The sequence below is a fragment of the Rhizobium mulingense genome (assembly GCF_029194105.1).
In the GTDB taxonomy this organism is placed as follows: Bacteria; Pseudomonadota; Alphaproteobacteria; order Rhizobiales; family Rhizobiaceae; genus Rhizobium; species Rhizobium mulingense.
This window is the reverse complement of the sequence record NZ_JARFVE010000013.1, coordinates 131,211-147,645: the sequence shown is the minus strand read 5'-3', so window position 1 is coordinate 147,645 and position 16,435 is coordinate 131,211. Positions and strand designations below refer to the sequence as shown.

Annotated in this window: 16 protein-coding genes; 6 read left to right on the top strand and 10 right to left on the bottom strand. The window is 61.4% G+C overall.

Translation table 11 applies throughout. The features are described from left to right. Positions 1–12: 12 nt before the first annotated feature. From ydiJ to groES, 4 genes are all read right to left on the bottom strand, one after another. Positions 13–3,081, bottom strand: coding sequence for a D-2-hydroxyglutarate dehydrogenase YdiJ (gene ydiJ, locus PYR71_RS25355; RefSeq protein ID WP_275621334.1), 3,069 nt, complete (start codon positions 3,079–3,081; stop codon positions 13–15). Between the two features lie 78 nt (positions 3,082–3,159). Continuing rightward, the gene (locus tag PYR71_RS25350) at positions 3,160–3,426 is read right to left on the bottom strand and encodes a hypothetical protein (protein WP_275621333.1); all 267 of its coding nucleotides are present in this window, start codon (positions 3,424–3,426) and stop codon (positions 3,160–3,162) included. A 66-nt stretch (positions 3,427–3,492) separates the two neighbouring features. Continuing rightward, the gene (gene groL / locus PYR71_RS25345) at positions 3,493–5,121 is read right to left on the bottom strand and encodes a chaperonin GroEL (RefSeq protein WP_275621332.1); all 1,629 of its coding nucleotides are present in this window, start codon (positions 5,119–5,121) and stop codon (positions 3,493–3,495) included. 47 nt (positions 5,122–5,168) lie between these two features. Further along, positions 5,169–5,483 carry a co-chaperone GroES gene (gene groES / locus PYR71_RS25340; protein ID WP_183934767.1) on the bottom strand — a complete coding sequence of 105 codons (315 nt, stop codon included), beginning with the start codon at positions 5,481–5,483 and terminating at the stop codon, positions 5,169–5,171. 352 nt (positions 5,484–5,835) lie between these two features. Here groES and PYR71_RS25335 point away from each other — a divergent pair, with 352 nt between their 5' ends. The 4 genes from PYR71_RS25335 to PYR71_RS25320 all read left to right on the top strand — a co-directional run bounded on the left by PYR71_RS25335 (position 5,836) and on the right by PYR71_RS25320 (position 7,366). Further along, the gene (locus PYR71_RS25335) at positions 5,836–6,126 is read left to right on the top strand and encodes a hypothetical protein (protein ID WP_183934766.1); all 291 of its coding nucleotides are present in this window, start codon (positions 5,836–5,838) and stop codon (positions 6,124–6,126) included. A gap of 83 nt (positions 6,127–6,209) precedes the next feature. Further along, positions 6,210–6,566 carry a hypothetical protein gene (locus PYR71_RS25330; protein ID WP_275621331.1) on the top strand — a complete coding sequence of 119 codons (357 nt, stop codon included), beginning with the start codon at positions 6,210–6,212 and terminating at the stop codon, positions 6,564–6,566. Positions 6,567–6,614: 48 nt separating this feature from the next. Next, a complete protein-coding gene (locus PYR71_RS25325) occupies positions 6,615–6,941 on the top strand; it encodes a DUF2934 domain-containing protein (RefSeq protein ID WP_183934764.1) in 327 nt (108 codons plus the stop codon). Between the two features lie 5 nt (positions 6,942–6,946). Continuing rightward, complete coding sequence (locus PYR71_RS25320; RefSeq protein WP_275621330.1) at positions 6,947–7,366, top strand: metal-dependent phosphohydrolase; 420 nt, start codon at positions 6,947–6,949, stop codon at positions 7,364–7,366. A 56-nt stretch (positions 7,367–7,422) separates the two neighbouring features. On the opposite strand, the gene PYR71_RS25315 is transcribed toward PYR71_RS25320, so the two are convergent. After that, positions 7,423–8,526, bottom strand: coding sequence for a flavodoxin family protein (locus PYR71_RS25315; RefSeq protein WP_275621329.1), 1,104 nt, complete (start codon positions 8,524–8,526; stop codon positions 7,423–7,425). A gap of 372 nt (positions 8,527–8,898) precedes the next feature. Between PYR71_RS25315 and PYR71_RS25310 the strand changes: the two genes are divergently transcribed. Both PYR71_RS25310 and PYR71_RS25305 read left to right on the top strand, forming a co-directional pair. Continuing rightward, on the top strand, positions 8,899–9,447 hold the full coding sequence (locus PYR71_RS25310) for a sensor histidine kinase (RefSeq protein ID WP_275621328.1): 549 nt from the start codon (positions 8,899–8,901) through the stop codon (positions 9,445–9,447). A gap of 60 nt (positions 9,448–9,507) precedes the next feature. Further along, positions 9,508–10,083 carry a histidine phosphatase family protein gene (locus PYR71_RS25305; RefSeq protein ID WP_275621327.1) on the top strand — a complete coding sequence of 192 codons (576 nt, stop codon included), beginning with the start codon at positions 9,508–9,510 and terminating at the stop codon, positions 10,081–10,083. Between the two features lie 82 nt (positions 10,084–10,165). On the opposite strand, the gene PYR71_RS25300 is transcribed toward PYR71_RS25305, so the two are convergent. The 5 genes from PYR71_RS25300 to PYR71_RS25280 form a co-directional block, all read right to left on the bottom strand. Further along, entirely contained in the window at positions 10,166–12,016 is a 1,851-nt protein-coding gene (locus PYR71_RS25300; protein ID WP_275621326.1) for a DUF2264 domain-containing protein, read from the bottom strand. Between the two features lie 76 nt (positions 12,017–12,092). Next, on the bottom strand, positions 12,093–13,367 hold the full coding sequence (locus PYR71_RS25295; protein ID WP_275621325.1) for an ABC transporter substrate-binding protein: 1,275 nt from the start codon (positions 13,365–13,367) through the stop codon (positions 12,093–12,095). Positions 13,368–13,402: 35 nt separating this feature from the next. Further along, positions 13,403–14,116 carry a YesL family protein gene (locus PYR71_RS25290; protein WP_275621324.1) on the bottom strand — a complete coding sequence of 238 codons (714 nt, stop codon included), beginning with the start codon at positions 14,114–14,116 and terminating at the stop codon, positions 13,403–13,405. An 18-nt stretch (positions 14,117–14,134) separates the two neighbouring features. After that, on the bottom strand, positions 14,135–15,244 hold the full coding sequence (locus tag PYR71_RS25285; RefSeq protein WP_275621323.1) for an ABC transporter ATP-binding protein: 1,110 nt from the start codon (positions 15,242–15,244) through the stop codon (positions 14,135–14,137). A 15-nt stretch (positions 15,245–15,259) separates the two neighbouring features. Next, positions 15,260–16,432 carry a glycoside hydrolase family 88 protein gene (locus PYR71_RS25280; RefSeq protein WP_275621322.1) on the bottom strand — a complete coding sequence of 391 codons (1,173 nt, stop codon included), beginning with the start codon at positions 16,430–16,432 and terminating at the stop codon, positions 15,260–15,262. Positions 16,433–16,435: the final 3 nt, after the last annotated feature.

Here is a 16,435-nt window from a genome sequence, read left to right as displayed (position 1 = left end):
ATGCCTTCGTCGTCAGTTCGGTGGGAACGCTGTGTGTGACCGTGGGGTTGGAGGATTTTCCGACACTATCCGGGCAATGACCTGCAGCGGATGCGGAATGCGCCTGCCGTCGATATCCTTCACTTGGGAGCGGCAGGAATATCCGGTCACCATGAGGATATCGGCATCGCCAGCCGCATCGAGCTCCGGTTTCCAGCTCATCGCATAAAGGCGCTCGGAGATCGGTCGGTTGCGGGCCTCGTGTCCGAAGGTGCCGGCCATGCCGCAACAACCGGTTTGCGCCACTTGAAGATCGACGCCGAGGCTGTCGAATACCTTTTGCCATTGTGCGACGGAGGCTGGCGCATTGGTGCGTTCGGTACAGTGCGCCATCAATCGGAAACGGCTGCCCTCTATGGCCGAAGGCGAAGCTGTGAGCCGGTCGAGGTTGGCGGCGAGCCATTCCTGGGGAAGCAGGACCGTTGCCTTGAGCATTCCCTTATATTCACTGCGGAAGGCAAGGGTCATGGACGGATCGAGCCCGACGAGCGCCACGCCGGTTTCATCCAGTCGCCGGAGATAACGCGTTGTCCGCTTGGCCGCAGCCTCGAAGCGTTCGAGATAGCCATGAACATGCAGGGCCTTGCCATTGACATGGGGCGCCGCAAGAAGGGGCGCCAGTCCCATTTTCCGGGCGAGCCCGATGGCTGCGAGCGCGACATCGGGATCGAAATAGGCGGTAAAGGCGTCGGCGACGAAAACCACGCTCCGCTGCCTTTCCTGCGGCGACAGGGCTTCGATCAATTGCGGCGTCGCAAGCGGCACGCCGAGGCGGGCGGCTTCCCTGGCGAGTGAGATTCGCGGCAGATGCGGCAGGGAGGTCAGCCCAGCGACGCGCATCATCGCTCTGCCCGCGCGCGTGCCCACGACCATATTATAGGCAGGCCGGATGCGCCGGACGAGCGGCAGGGTGGTTTCAATCGCTGCGACCAGCGGATCCTTCAGCGGGCGGAGGTAGCGTCCGTAATAGAGTTCCAGGAATTTCGAGCGGAAGGCCGGCACGCTGACCTTCACCGGACACTGCCCCGCGCAGGCCTTGCAGGCCAGACACGTGTCCATCGCCGCGCGCACCTCATGGGAAAAGTCATCGCGGTTTGCCGGGTTCAGCGAATTGAAGGCGCGCCGCGCCAGGCTGGCGAACGGAATGCTCCGCCGCAGGCGCGTCGCTTCCTGGCGGGGATCGATGTCCCTCTCGGCAAGCAGCCTCAGCCATTCCCGCATCAGGGCGGCGCGCCCTTTGGGCGAAAAGCGCCGGTCGCGCGTCGCCTTATAGGAGGGGCACATCGGGCTCGATTCATCGAAATCGAAACAGGCGCCGTTGCCGTTGCAATAGGCGGCGTTGTCGAAGGCGGAGCGGATTTCGTTGCCGATGATGCGATCGATATCTCCCCGCAGTGGAAGGTCGTCGATCTTCGTCAGCACTTCCGCGGAAGGGGTCGCGATCTTGCCCGGATTGAGCCGATTCTCGGGATCAAAAGCCCGCTTGATCTCCTGCAGGCTGGGATAAAGATCGCCGAAAAATTTCGGCACATATTCAGAACGCACGCCCTTGCCATGCTCTCCCCAGAGCACGCCGCCATATTTGCGGGTAAGCGCCACAACGGCGTCGCTGACCTCTCGAACCAGCCGGACGTGATCGTCGCGGGTGAGGTCGAGTGCCGGCCGCACGTGCAGGACGCCGGCATCGACATGGCCGAACATGCCGTAGGAGAGGCCGGCGCCATCGAGAAGCGCGCGGAACTCGCGAATATAGGCCGCCAAATTCTCCGGCGGAACAGCCGTATCCTCGACGAAAGCGACGGGCCTGACCGGCCCTTCAACATTGCCGAGCAGGCCGACCGCCCGCTTGCGCATCGACCAGATCGCCTCAACATCGACATGGCCCCGGGCGATCGTATAACCGGCATGGCGCGCATTCGTGCCGGTGTCGAGCGCGGCGGTCACCTGCGCAAGCTTGCGCTCGAGTTCATCTTCGTTATCGGCAAGCACTTCGGCGATGTTGATGCCGTTCGTCGCGCTGCCCGGATCGTCGGGAAAGAAGCGGGCGATGCCGGTCCAGACGATATCGCCTTTCGCGAGGCCGAGCACTTTCTCGTCGACCGTTTCCACCGAGGCGACCTTCAGCGCCACGAGATTGCGCGCGTCCTCCAAGGCGGTGTTGAAATCGCCGTAGCGGATGTTGATCAGCGCTGCATGGGCCGGGATCGGCAGAAGGTTGAGTTCGGCTTCGGCGATCATCGCCAGCGTTCCCTCTGAGCCGCAAAGAACGGCATTGAGGTCGAAGCGTCCGTCGTCACGCCTGATATGGGCGAGGTCGTAGCCGGTCATGTAGCGGTTGAGCTTCGGAAAGATCTCGGTGATCTGCTCGCGCTTCTCCAGCGCGATCCGTTCGACTCTCCTGTGGATCTCACCAACGCGATCCTTTCGTGCGCCGATCTCCGCGAGCGCCCCCGCTTCGAGCGGGCGCGACCAGAAATCGGAGCCATCCATCAGGACGATACGCAATCCGAGGACGTGGTTGCTGGTCTTGCCGTAGAGGCATGAACCCTGACCGCAGGCATCGGTTGAGATCATGCCGCCGATCGTGGCGCGGTTGGAGGTGGAAAGTTCGGGCGCGAAGAACAGGCCGTAGGGCTTCAGAGCCCGATTCAGCTCATCCTTGACAACGCCCGCCTGGACACGCGCAATCCTTCGGACAGGGTCGATGTCGAGAATGGATTTCATATGCCGCGAACAGTCCACCACGACGCCCGATGTCAGGGATTGACCATTCGTGCCGGTGCCGCCGCCGCGCGGCGCGATGCTTATCTCCCGGAAGGTCGATTCCGACAGCACGGCCGCCACGACCCGCAGGTCTGCGACGCTTCTTGGGAAGAGGACGCCGGTCGGCTCAACCTGGTAGATGGAATTGTCGGTTGAATATACGGTCCGGCTCGCCGCACCGGTCTCGATATCGCCCTCAAATCCCGCCTCGACGAGCCGCTGGAAAAGACCCGCGGCGGGAAGAGGGATGGGAGCCTTCGGCTGGAGGCGTGGGATCATTTCGAAACCTTCAGAATGCACTCGAGCCTTGTCACTAGCGCATTGGCCCGAAAATCGGAAGGCGTCGTCAGCGGCCTGTCAACCGGTCGGCGTGGCCGCCAACCGGTTGACGGCGCCGGCCGCTTCGAAGAGTCCGCGGGCCGCCTCAACCATCGACTGCAGGTGGTTGGGGTCGCGCACGCCCTGTCGGTAGAGTTCGATTATGATGCTCGCCATTCGTTCGGCTTCGTCACTGTCCCTTGCTATCGCATAATCGGTGCTGAGCTTGTCGAAGACGCGCTGGCAGGTTGCAAGATCGCGGGAGTCCAGCGGCACCTGCGATCGGTTTGTGATCGTTTGAACCATCTTAATTCCCTCGGAAAACAGCCCGCCCGGACATCATCCTGTCGGGGCGGGCCGGCGACTTCCGTCTCAGAAGTCCATGCCGGGTCCGCCCGGCATTGCCGGAGGGGCATCCTTCTTCGGCTTCTCGGCGACCATGGCTTCCGTCGTCACGAGAAGACCGGCGATGGAGGCGGCATCCTGAAGCGCGGTGCGGACGACCTTGGCCGGATCGATGACGCCCTGCGCATAGAGGTCGCCATATTCACCCGTCTGGGCGTTCCAGCCATAGGAGAAGTCGGTCTTTTCGCGCAGCTTGCCGACGACCACCGATCCCTCCGCTCCGGCGTTCTCGGCGATCTGGCGGGCCGGCGTCTCAAGTGCACGGCGGACGATGTCGATGCCGACGCGCTGGTCGTCATTGGCGGTCTGGACTTTTTCAAGCGCCTTGACGCTGCGCAGCAGCGCCACGCCGCCGCCCGGCAGAATGCCTTCCTCGACCGCGGCGCGGGTTGCGTGAAGCGCGTCGTCGACGCGGTCCTTCTTTTCCTTCACTTCGACTTCGGTCGAGCCGCCGACGCGGATAACGGCAACGCCGCCGGCGAGCTTGGCGAGGCGTTCCTGCAGCTTTTCGCGGTCGTAGTCGGAGGTAGTGTCTTCGATCTGCGCCTTGATCTGGGCAATACGGCCTTCGATGTCGGACTTGACGCCCGAACCGTCGACGATCGTGGTGTTCTCCTTCTCGACCGACACCTTCTTGGCGCGACCGAGCATGTCGAGTGTCACGGATTCGAGCTTAATGCCGAGGTCTTCGGAGATAACGGTGCCCGCCGTGAGCACGGCGATGTCTTCGAGCATGGCCTTGCGGCGGTCACCGAAGCCGGGGGCCTTGACGGCAGCGATCTTCAGGCCGCCGCGCAGCTTGTTGACGACGAGCGTTGCGAGGGCTTCGCCTTCGACGTCTTCGGCGATGATCAGGAGCGGCTTGCCGGACTGGACGACGGCTTCGAGGATCGGCAGCATCGATTGCAGGTTGGAGAGCTTCTTCTCGTGGATGAGGATATAGGGATCCTCGAACTCGACCCGCATCTTATCCGCATTGGTGACGAAATAGGGGCTGAGGTAGCCGCGGTCGAACTGCATGCCTTCGACGACTTCGAGTTCGGTTTCGGCAGTCTTGGCTTCTTCAACCGTGATGACGCCGTCATTGCCGACCTTTTCCATCGCCTCCGCCAGGAAGCGGCCGATTTCGGCATCGCCATTGGCGGAGATCGTGCCGACCTGGGCGATCTCGGAATTGTTGGAGATATTGCGGGCGTTGGCCTTCAGCTCCGCGACGATGGCGGCGACGGCAAGATCGATGCCGCGCTTCAGGTCCATGGGGTTCATGCCTGAGGTAACAGCCTTGGCGCCTTCCTTGACGATTGCCTGGGCAAGAACCGTCGCAGTCGTCGTGCCGTCGCCGGCGATGTCGCTGGTCTTCGAAGCGACTTCGCGGACCATCTGGGCGCCCATGTTTTCGAACTTGTCTTCGAGTTCGATTTCCTTGGCGACGGAAACGCCGTCCTTGGTGATGCGCGGCGCGCCGAAGGACTTGTCAATCACCACGTTACGGCCCTTAGGGCCAAGGGTCACTTTCACGGCGTTGGCCAGGATGTCGACGCCGCGCAACAGCTTCTCGCGGGCTTCGACGTTGAATTTAACTTCTTTAGCAGCCATGTCCTCACTCCTTCATAGGCAGCTGGCATTGAGCACGTCCTGAGGGTTCAGGCGGCCTGCTTTCCTTCGCTCCGGGCTTCGATGATGCCCATGACATCGCTTTCCTTCATGATCAGCAGGTCCTCGCCGTTGATCTTGATCTCGGTGCCGGACCACTTGCCGAACAGGATGCGATCGCCGACCTCCACGTCGAGCGCCTGGATCTGGCCGGCATCGTTGCGTGCACCGGGACCGACGGCGATGACCTCGCCTTCCTGCGGCTTTTCCTTGGCGGTGTCGGGGATGATGATGCCGCCCTTCGTCTTTTCCTCGGAATCGACGCGGCGGACGAGAATGCGGTCGTGAAGCGGTCGGAACGACATGTCTTCCTCCATCGACAAACAATGATGACGTTGTTCGCCAGACCGGACCGGATGACGAGGTCCGGGCGGGTGCAAGGTCGCGCGCCTTGCGGGATTGATCTGGTTCGATGGTTTTTCGATTTCAAGGGGCGGCGCAGAAAAATTAGCACTCGCTGCCGGCGACTGCTAATGGCCCGCGGGGAACAGAAGACCGGCTCCCGCGTTCGAACTAATGACGATGGTCGTCCCCTCGTCTCGAAGACGAGTTTAAAACTGTGCTCCGGCTTGAATCCGGATTTCGGCGTTCCTAGCTCTCAGGCGATCGAGGCTCGATGAGCTCGATCACCGTCCCACGTCTTTAGGAGTGAGTGACATGGAAGAGAAGACCAATATAATCAAAGACCTCAGTATTGAGGAACGCGAGGAGATCTTCGTCGATATCGCTCGCACGCTCGAGGATACTGCGCGCGAGGCCCTCGTCGAGGGCAATATGCACTTTGCTGTACTGTCGAACAACATGGCCGAAGCGATCCGCGTCAACGCCGACGAACTCGCTCGCGACGATCCCGAGAATGCCGAGCGCGTCTTGCTCGAGGCGACGGCGATGATCTCGCAGTTCGAAGCCGTGCACCCCTATCGTATGGTAAGCATGGCCGTCCACTGATTGCCCTGCGCAAATCAATCGCCAGCATGCGGAACTCTGGCAGCTGCCGAAGGTTAATGGATCACAGCAGCGAAAGGTGATCCATGACCACTTCGAAAAGCAACACGCCACCCGAAAGCGGAACTGACGACGCGCGCTCCTTCGACACGCAGCGCGCCGAGGTCGATCGCCAGAGAGCATCGGACGCAGCCCGGCGCAATGCGAGTTCGACATCGGATCGCGACAGCGGCACTGAAACTCCAAGCCTGAAACTCGCGAAAGAGTATCTGAGCCTCGGAGGACGCCGCCGGTCCAAGATCGACGACAACATCACCACTGTTCGCCAATGGGAGAAGGATCCGCCGGCGGCCGAGCGCTTCTGGCAGGAGAGGGTGGAGACGCTTTCAAAGGATGAGCGTAAGCAGGTGGAGGATTTTCTTCCCACCATCAACACGCCTTGAAATACGGCGAAGTCAAACCGCGAGGTCAGGTCGGAACTGGAGAAGATCATGGCCACAGACAAACACGAACAGATACGCCGGCGGGCCTACGAAATCTGGGAGGCCGAAGGCCGCCCTGAAGGGGCGGACCTGCGTCATTGGATGCAAGCCTGCGACGAACTGGCCGGCGAGGACGAGCATGAGACGCTGCAGGACCTGCTAGATCAAGACGACAGGGACGACGCGGCGCTGCTTCAAGGCGCCGGGGAAAGCGGTGATGTCGACCGGCCGCGCCCCGGACTTGGTCAGGGTGCCGGGGCGACTCCGCGCGATATCGAGATAACCACGGGGGAGGAGCCTTCCCGGCAGAAGATCAGAGAGACCGAAGGACCGTAATCGTCATGCAGCATCTCGACCACGCCACGCAGATCGCCATGGAGGCACATGACGGCCAGACGGACAAAACCGGCCGGCCCTTCTTCGAGCACTGTCAACGGGTCGCGCTTCTCGTGCCGGGCGACGAGGCGCGAACCGTCGCCTACCTTCACGACGTCGCCGAAAAGGGAAATGGCTGGACGCTCGACAGGTTGAAAGAGGAAGGCTTCCCGCCGGCGATCATCTCTGCTGTCGATGCGTTGACCCGGCGGCCCGATGAGCCTGACGAGGAATTCGTCAGACGTGCGGCAGCAAACCCGCTCGCTTTGCCTGTCAAGCGGGCCGACCTCGAAGACAATCTGCGCCAGGCCGAGCAGGCCGGCAAAGACAAGCAAAAATATCAAAGCGGCCTGGATCTACTAAGCGATATAGAGAACGGACAGTAGGTGTTCTCATCCGGCGGCTCCAGCGAACGTCCGGCCGGCAAGAGCCGTTCGTGTCGCTATTTCTGACGCGGCTGCCGCAAGCCGGCGCCGGCAGCGATCTGGCGGCCTTGGCGCCTGGCGGCAGCGGCTTCGTATAGCGTTCGAGCCGCATTGCGGATTTCCTCCTGCATCGCTTGGTCTTTCTCGTATGCCGCATGGCTTGTCGCATAGGGTTCCCAGTAACCAATATAGCGGTCGATTTCCGCAAGCGGGCCGGCTGGTAAAAGATCCATTGACCTAAGCCAGTCCGAGAGGTTCCTCCGGACATCCTCCGAACCTTCCGTATCACCATGAACGACGACGGAAAACAGACGACCTTCCAAATGTCGGGTATAGGGCCATCCGTCCATCTCTAGCTGTTTTGCCTGGTCAGCATTTTTTCCGTGGGTGCTTGTCGGATCCGGGTTGCCGCCGTCGGCACAGACAAGTCGGTCGATCATCAGCTTCAGGGATGACGGCGCCTGGTACCAATGCACCGGCGTGACGATCATGATGCCGTGCGCCTCGACCCACATCGGATAGATCTCGTTCATCCAGTCATGGATCTGTCCGAGCGAATAGTTAGGATAACAGGAACAGGGCCAATGACAGAGAGCCGCTGCAGTGGAGAAGCAGGCTTTGCACGGATGGATCTGCCGGCCGTATTCCGAGGCGAGCCGGCTCAAATCGAGGATTTCGATCTTCACATGGCGCTGTTGCTCCAGCACCTCCCTGGCGATATCGACCATGCGGTAGCTCTTCGAAATCTCGCCAGGGCAGGTGTGTTCGCTACGTGTCGAGCCGTTGACGAGAAGCAAACGGGTTGGCCCATTCGGATCGTCATGCCGCTTTTCCGCGTCACGGATGGCATCGCGGGCCGCCAGCCAGTCTTCAGCCAGATCATAATCGGGATCGGCGAAGCCGGGGCCGGCCTTGCGGGTCTTCGGGCTTTTTCGCGAATTTGCGTAGGCTTCCCAGGCTGCCGAAGCGAGCCGCGTAAGCTCTTCCTGCAATTTGCCGTAGGCTGGATCCTGAAATTGATTGAGAAAGCGCCGCTTGAATTCATGCTCATCGAGCCGCGGGCTGGGACTGCCCTTGCGGGGTTCGAGATCGGAGGCTGAAGTGGCAACGTTGGCTGGCATTGGAACCTCCTGAAGCCGGTGCTTTGCTGAACGCACCGGCAGATACTGTGTTCCCGTCATGCCCATCGATGGGCCTATGCAACCGGAGCGTCGAGCGCTAAATTCTTCTGGAATTTAAAGAGGTAGCTGCCACCCGCTAACCAATTCCTGAGCATGAAACAGGCCACGATGGGATGCCGACCAGCGGTAAGCCGCTTATTAACTCATACGACTTATAGTCGCGGCCACTTGAGCGAACGTGGAGTAGTCTTGTCCGACGAGCTGCACATGATCTCTGCAATGGGTGGTGCGTTGACGGGCCTGCCCGGACTTGGCGATTGCCTTTGATTCCTTGCCGAAAAGGCCGACCAGATTCGCAGCTCGGTTTCCCGTATGCTCGAACCGATGGAAAGCATTCTTGCTGCCGGGCGGCTGGATCATGGCCGGATCACCATCGTGCCCAAGCCGTGCTCAATTGCCGAAATCGTCGAAACCTGCAGCGCGCGTCAGGAAAGCATTTGGCGATCCCATCGCTTTCTGCTTGAACTCGATCGGATTCCTCAGACCATTTATGGCGATCGCCCCGCGCTCGATCAGGTCTTCGGCAACCTCTTCTCGAATGCCGTCAAATACGCGCCGGAATCTCCAAACGTCCACGTCACAGGATGGCAGGAAGGAGAAAGCGTCTGCATCACAGTGCGCGACGAGGGCATCGGCATCGATGCCGACGACCTCCCGAAGATGTTCCAGCGTTATTTCCGCGCCAGAAGCTCAACAGGCATTGCCGGCACCGGCATCGGCCTTAATCTCGTCAAGCAGATAGTTGAGCTTCACGGGGGAACGATCCAGGTGGCGAGCAGTCGGGGAAACGGCACGACGGTTACCCTCCGGATTCCGATAGGCGCCGAGACGTCGGACGAGATGCGCGTTGCGACGGGCTAGGCAGGGCGGGTCGCGAAGATAGTGCCAAATTTCAGTAGCGCCCCATAAGGGTTCAGAGGATTGACGATAATTTTTCTCCTTCGGCACGGCGAGACGATCTGGAATGCAGCAGGTCGGTTTCAAGGACAAAAGGATTCCCCGCTTACGGAAAGAGGGCGGTGGCAGGCGGATCAGGCTGGCAAACTTCTCGGCCGGGAACTTGAGCGGCATTCCGGTGAAATCGATGTCCACGTCAGCCCGTTGGGCCGCGCAAAGGAAACAGCGGCGCGCATCTCGCGCTATGTACCCGTGGCCAGCCGCGATGAACTACGATTGATGGAGGTAACGACCGGGTCCTGGGATGGCATGAGCCATTATGAAATCGACATGGAATATCCGGGCATGCTCGAAGGCGCCAATGCTTTCAACTGGTTCTTTCGATCGCCGGATGGAGAAACATTCGATGCAGCTTGCGCACGCGTCAAGGAGTGGTTGTCACAGCTTCGGTCCACGACGATAGCCATATCCCACGGCCTGACGGGGAGGCTGATACGAGGCGTGTATCTTGGATTGTCCCAAGAGGAAATGCTGGAACTGCCGGTGCCGCAAGCCGGATTTTATCGGCTTCAGAATGGCCAGGCTCACCTTATCGAATAGCCCTGCGGCTGAACCTAAAGATCGGCTGGCTTTTCTGCTCTTTCTACCTCTGGTTAGCCGCCTGAGTCTTGCCAAAACTAAGCTACGACAGGAGGTCGAATGCCGGCACGCGCACGCCGGTTTCACGGGAGTGCCGCTCCAGCTCGTCAATGTCCGGTCTAGGTGGCGGAATGCCCAGCGCCTCCGCCCAGTTCTCGCGGCTGGGCAGGGCCATCGCCGCGGTGACCAGCACGGCGATTCCCGGGCCGAGTTCGCCGCGCAATTGCGGGAGCAGGGTTTTGGCGTGGATGAGGTTGGTGTTGGGGATCGGGCTCATCGCGTGGCCGGCCCTCGGACTGGATGACAGGTCCACGATGGCGCTGACATCCGTCTGTCCGTACCAGACGGCCCGGCCCTCCGCCTGTTCGGATAGATCGGCATTGAAATCGGCGCGTTCGATCGCAAAACCACCCTCTATGGTGCTGAGCGCACGCGGCGTGCTTATGCGGTGAATGCGGATGTGCCAGGGGTTTGCGGGAATGAGCCAGGTCTCGATGCTGACGTCCTGCCAGGGACGCCAGCGAGAATAAAGCCGGTCGCCCGCTATCAGCGCTTCTTCGAGGGTTTCCCGCATGCGGAAGTGGACCCCATCGTCGGAAAGGCCGAGCATGCCGTCGAAGCTGGCGGCGGCAAAGTTCCGGTCGTCGGCCTCGATGTTGAAGGCATAGCGGGTGGAGTAGGCGAATTTCGAATATTTCTCGTTTGCACCGCGCATCTTGTCGTGCTGCTGGCCGGAGGAGAGCACGACGACATTTCCCGGCGTATGCATGGCGACCATGCCGGCCGGCTTCAAAGCCACCGGCGCTGAGAATTCCGGCTGTGGCGCCTCTTCGGCGACCCAGAAGGGGTGATCGTGAGGAAGGGCGAGCGGCAGGAAGAATTTCAGCGCCCAATAGGGCGAGCCGGGAGAGTTATAGCTCTCGCTCATCAGGAGGTTCGGATAGCCGTAGCCGATGGAGAGTACGCCGTCACGGTCGGCGATCGGCATCGCCGACCACCATCGGATATGGCGCATGTAATAGCCTTTGATCTCGGTCCAGGGCAGCGCCTCGAGTCCGGCAAAGGCAAGCGCGCCCCAGAAGCCGCCGGCCGCGAAACGGTAGGTCTGGCTGCGGCCGAAGGCAAGGGCGGCGCCATCCGGGCCGAACCAGTGGCGGATATCAGCGGCGAAGGTCCTTGCGCGATCGCGGAAGCGGTCCTTGCGCGCCCCGTCGCCGCGCGCCAGCACGGCGTAGATCAGGCCGTAGAAATGCATGGCGAAGGGGATGTAGTGATCGACCCGCCTGACCGGTCCGTCGCGATACCAGCCGTCCCCGAGATCGAAGGCTTCCAATTCGTCGAGATAGGCGACGGTTTTGCTGTGGTCGAACGCCACACCGACACGCTCCAGCCCGAGATCGATGAGGACGCGGAAGAATTTCCAGTTGTTGTCAATGAATTCAAGGTTCCGCGCGGCGACAAGATAGGCGGAGACCGTCGTCTTCTCGTTGTCAGCAAGCGGCTCCCAGATATGTTGGGGCACCAGCGCCAACGCAAAGCCAACGGCGGCAAGCTCGACCAGCCGCTGGTTGCGATCGGCCAGATCACCCCAATATTCGGGATGGTCGGGATTGGTGCCGTTCGCGAGCCCGTGCCGATAGAGATCCCAATGCGGGAAATGGCCGCCGCCGGCGGCAAGAGGAACGATGCCCCAGAGCGGCCGCGCAAATCCCTCCAGATCCGCCGCCGCCCGGTCGAAGATCGCGCCCGCTGCGCCGAGGCGCACACGTGCGCCGCCTTCGGAGAAATAGGGCAGGAGCGGCTCGAACAGGTCGATGACGGCCTTTGCCAGATCGTCGCGCGTCTTCAGGGGATTGCCGGAAAGCGGATTGGCCCTGCTGGGATCATAGATCATCGTCAACTCGGAATTTCGTAAAACAAATTCGGCCGCGGGCCAGTGCTGACCCGCGGCCGCCGGTATCTTGCGAGACCTACTTGATGGCCTTCACGCCTTCGGTCATTTCCTTCAGCCCGTCATCAACGGAGGTATTGTCGGTCATGATCGCGTCATGGGCGCGGTTGAGCACCACCTCGATCTTGGCGGCGTTTGGATTGACGGCCATTTCCAGATAGGCTTTGGCCGGTATCAGCGCTTCCTTGCTGGCCTCATCCTGCGGGAAACCGGGCGTCGACGCGATCTTTGCGCTGACATCGGCGGTCTTCAGCGCCGGGAAGGTGCCGGTTGAGGCGATGACGGCCGCGCCCTCCGGGCCGGTGACGAACTTGATGAAATCGAGCGCGGCATCCTTGTGGGCGGAATTGGCGTTGACTGCGAGCCCCGAGATCTGCGCAGCCGTGGTGCCGGCGGCCACACCATCAGGATGCGGGAACTTCACGATGCCCCAGTTCTTGCTCTTCGATTCACCCGACTTGACCTTGGCGATCTGGGTGCCGACGAACCAGGTGCCCATCGGCAGCATGCCGATCGTGCCGTTGAAGAAGAGCGCCGAATAGTGCGTGTTCGACGTCTTCAGGAAGGCATAGGAGGGGATGGCGCCATCCTTCTGCAGGGTGAGCGCGCGCTCGTACCAGGGCTTCAGAAAGGTGTAGTCGCCATCGACCAGCGTGTGTTTTCCGTCGAGAATGCCGGGAAGCTGGACGGTCGAACGCCAGGTGTGCAGCAGTGCGCCGTAGGTCTTGTTGGTGCCCATGCCGCCTGCGAGCTTCTCGGCGGTCTCGTCGAACTGCGCCCAGGTCATGTCGTTGGTGGGGTAGGGGACGCCTGCCTTGTCGAAGATGTCCTTGTTGTAATAGACGATCCAGAAGTCGGAGCGGAACGGCAGAGAATAGATCTTGCCGTCGACGGTCAGCTCTTCGATCAGGCCGCCATAGGGCGCCGGATCGATCTTCTGATCCGTCACGAAGCCGCTGAGATCGGCGATGTTGCCGGCGCGCACCAGATTGGTATAGCCCGGCACGTCCTTGATGGTGACGATGTCGATATCTGTCGACCCGCCGGTCAGTTGCGTCGAAATCATCTGCTGGTAGTCCTGCGAGCCGAGATCCATCGGCTCGAACTTCACATTCGGATGCTTGGCCTGATAGGCCTCGATCAGCGGTTTGTAATAGGCGGTCTTGTCCCAGTCCCACAAAGCCCATTTCAGCGTCACGGCGTCTTGAGCAAGCGCTGCGCCAGCCGTCGTCGTGGCCAGAGTGAAACCTGCCACGGCAAGTTTCACCGTCCTCCCGAATTTGTCCAAATACATTCCTGTTCTCCTTCCTTGGATCGTCTCTGGATCAGTTATTTTATGAAGCGTCGGTGCGGCCGCATTGCCTTTGGCAGGTCCAGAACCAACACCGCTGCCCGATGGACGCCGAATGCGACGGCGAACATTCCGAGTGAAAAATTAACGGTAGCCGGCATGAACACGGAAACCGGATAGAAGAGGATGTGCGCCAGCCACAGCGTGGCGTTGACCGCGAGCGCGGCAAGCGCCGGGAGCGGGCGGGCGACGGAGGCGAGGGCGGCGAGGCGAAGGAGCCGCAGCGCCGGCAGGTCACGCATCACCATCAACACGATGAGATGGCAGGCGAGCACGGCAAGGAAAGCGGTCGCGACGAGCGCGATCGCCAGGGGTGCGGCGAGCATCAAATTGCCCCGCGCGCCGGCGGCATAGGTGACGATCGCATGGACGCCGATCGCAAGCGCGCCTGCCAAGGCCAGGCCCCAGGCGATGGCTCGCCAGAAATATTGCCGGAATGCTTCCAAGAAGTCCCTGAGTATATAGGTGTTGCGATCTTCGGCGAAGGCGACCGAGACGCGGGCCATGGCGGCGAGTGCTGCCGGCAGCGTCACCACGAAGAGCGAGGTGAGGATGAACAGGATGTTGAGCTTGACCATCTCCCACCATTCGCGGGCGAGGATATCGGCGAACAGGGCAAGGCCGGTCTTCGCAGGCGCATCCTTCGGAATGCCCGGCCCCGCCTTTGTCCACATGTCCCGCAACCACTGCATGGCCGTCTCCTCAGGCGCTCAGTAGAGAACCGATCGTTCGGTTTCCTTGTCGAACAGCTGCGCATTGCTCATGTCGGCGACAAGCGTCGCCTCCTCGCCGATATCGGGCCGGAAGCGTGGCGACACACGGGCGATGAGATTGCGCCCGCCGGCCACCATGTTCAGATGCACCTCCGAGCCCATCGGTTCGGCAAGCTCGACCACTGCCTTAACTGGCGCCAGATTTTCGGCCGGGATATCGGTCGGCGGCAGTTCGTGGAAATTCTCCGGGCGGATCCCCAGCACCAGTTCGCGGCCCTCATAGGGCGCGATCCTGCTCTTGTCGAAATGATCAGGCAGCGGCAGCTCCCGGCCATCGAAGATTGCGACATAGCGCTCGCCCCGGCGCTGAATGGTCGAGGGCAGCATGTTCATCTGCGGCGCGCCGATGAAGCCGGCGACGAACATGTTGACGGGGCGGTCGTAGAGGTTCTGCGGCGTGTCGACCTGCTGGATATGGCCGTCCTTCATGACGACGATGCGGTCGGCCATCGTCATGGCTTCCACCTGGTCGTGGGTGACGTAGATGAAGGTGGCGTTGAGGCGCTTGTGCAGCTTGGAAATTTCTGAGCGCATCGTGCCGCGCAACTTGGCGTCGAGATTGGAAAGCGGCTCGTCGAGCAGGAAAACGGCCGGGTTGCGCACCATGGCGCGGCCGAGCGCCACGCGCTGGCGCTGCCCGCCCGAAAGCGCCTTCGGCTTGCGGTTCAGGAGATGGGTGATGTCGAGGATTTTTGCCGCATCCTGGACCTGCTTGTCGATGAAATCACGCGACACTTTACGCAGCTGCAGGCCGAAGGCCATGTTCTTGTAGACGGTCATATGCGGGTAGAGCGCATAGTTCTGGAAGACCATGGCGATGTCGCGGTCCTTGGAGGGGACGTCGTTCATGACGTCGCCGCCGATCCGGAGTTCGCCGCCGGAGATCTCCTCGAGGCCGGCGATCATCCTGAGTGTCGTCGATTTGCCGCAGCCGGAGGGGCCGACCAGGATGATGAATTCCTTGTCGGCGATCTCAAGATCGATATCGTGGACGACGGTGAGCGCGCCGTAGGATTTGTTCAGCTCTTTAAGCGAAATGCTGGCCATCGGGTTCTCCTGACCTCACCAATAGGAAGACCAGCGGCGCGAAAGGCGCGTCAAAGCTTCCATGTAATAATAATCTCCCCAGGAGACGCACTCATCGACGCCCTCGCCGCGGCAGGTGTTGAAGGGCGATTTCTTCGAATAGGTGGCGTGCAGCACCAGGCCGTTGGAGACTGCGGGATCCTTGACCGCATAGTGATCGGCGAGGCTCTTCACCATGCGCCGCGCCAGCATGCGGTAGCGATCGGCGGTATCGGCATCGACGAGATCGGCCATCTCAAGCAGGCCGCAGGCGGTGATCGAAGCGGACGAGCTGTCGCGCGGCTCGCCGTCGCCATCGGAAAAGACGAGATCCCAATAGGGCACCATGTCGGCCGGCAGCCGGTTGAGATAGAAGGCAAGCAGCCGGTCGAAGGTCTGGCGGTATTCCTCGGTCCGCTCATAGCGGTAGGAGAGCGCCATGCCCGCGACGCCCCAGGCCTGCCCGCGCGCCCAGGCGCTGTCGTCCCGGTAACCCTGCTTGGTGGCGCCGCGCACCGGCGCGCCGGTGACCGGGTCCATGTAGAAGGTGTGATAGGTGGAATCGTCCGGCCGCACCGAATTGGCGAGCGTGGTGCGGGCATGGGTGAGCGCGATCTCGCGGTATTTTGGGTCGCCCGTCTCGCTGCTGGCCCAATAGAGAAGCGGCAGGTTCAACAGGCAGTCGATGATGTAGCGGTATTCTTCCGGTCTGCCCTTGCGGCCCCAGGCCTGGATGAACTGGCCGATCGGCTGAAAGCGCTCGATCAGCTGGTCGGCGGCCAGGATCGCGGCTTTGCGGCCGTCCTCGTCGCCGACGATTTTCCAGGCGGCGATGCAGGAGGGCGAATAGAGGAAGCCCATGTCGTGATGATCGGTCTCGATACGGTTGACGATCCGATGCAGGAAGGACTGGACCTGGATCTGCGCGGCATGCCGGAACACCGGATCGCCGCTATGCTCGAAGGCGAGCCAGAGCTCCCCCGGCCAGAAGCCGGCCGTCCACTGGTCGTTGGCAACGGCGGGATAGAAGTTGTTGACGCTCGAATGGTTCTGCGCAGCGTAAGTAAACTGAGGAAGGTTGCGCCTGACCTGCGTGACGGCGAGATCGAGCGCGGCGTTCACTTCCTTGTCGGTTATCGGCTGCGGGGCGACTCTTGAAACGGCATTCATGGC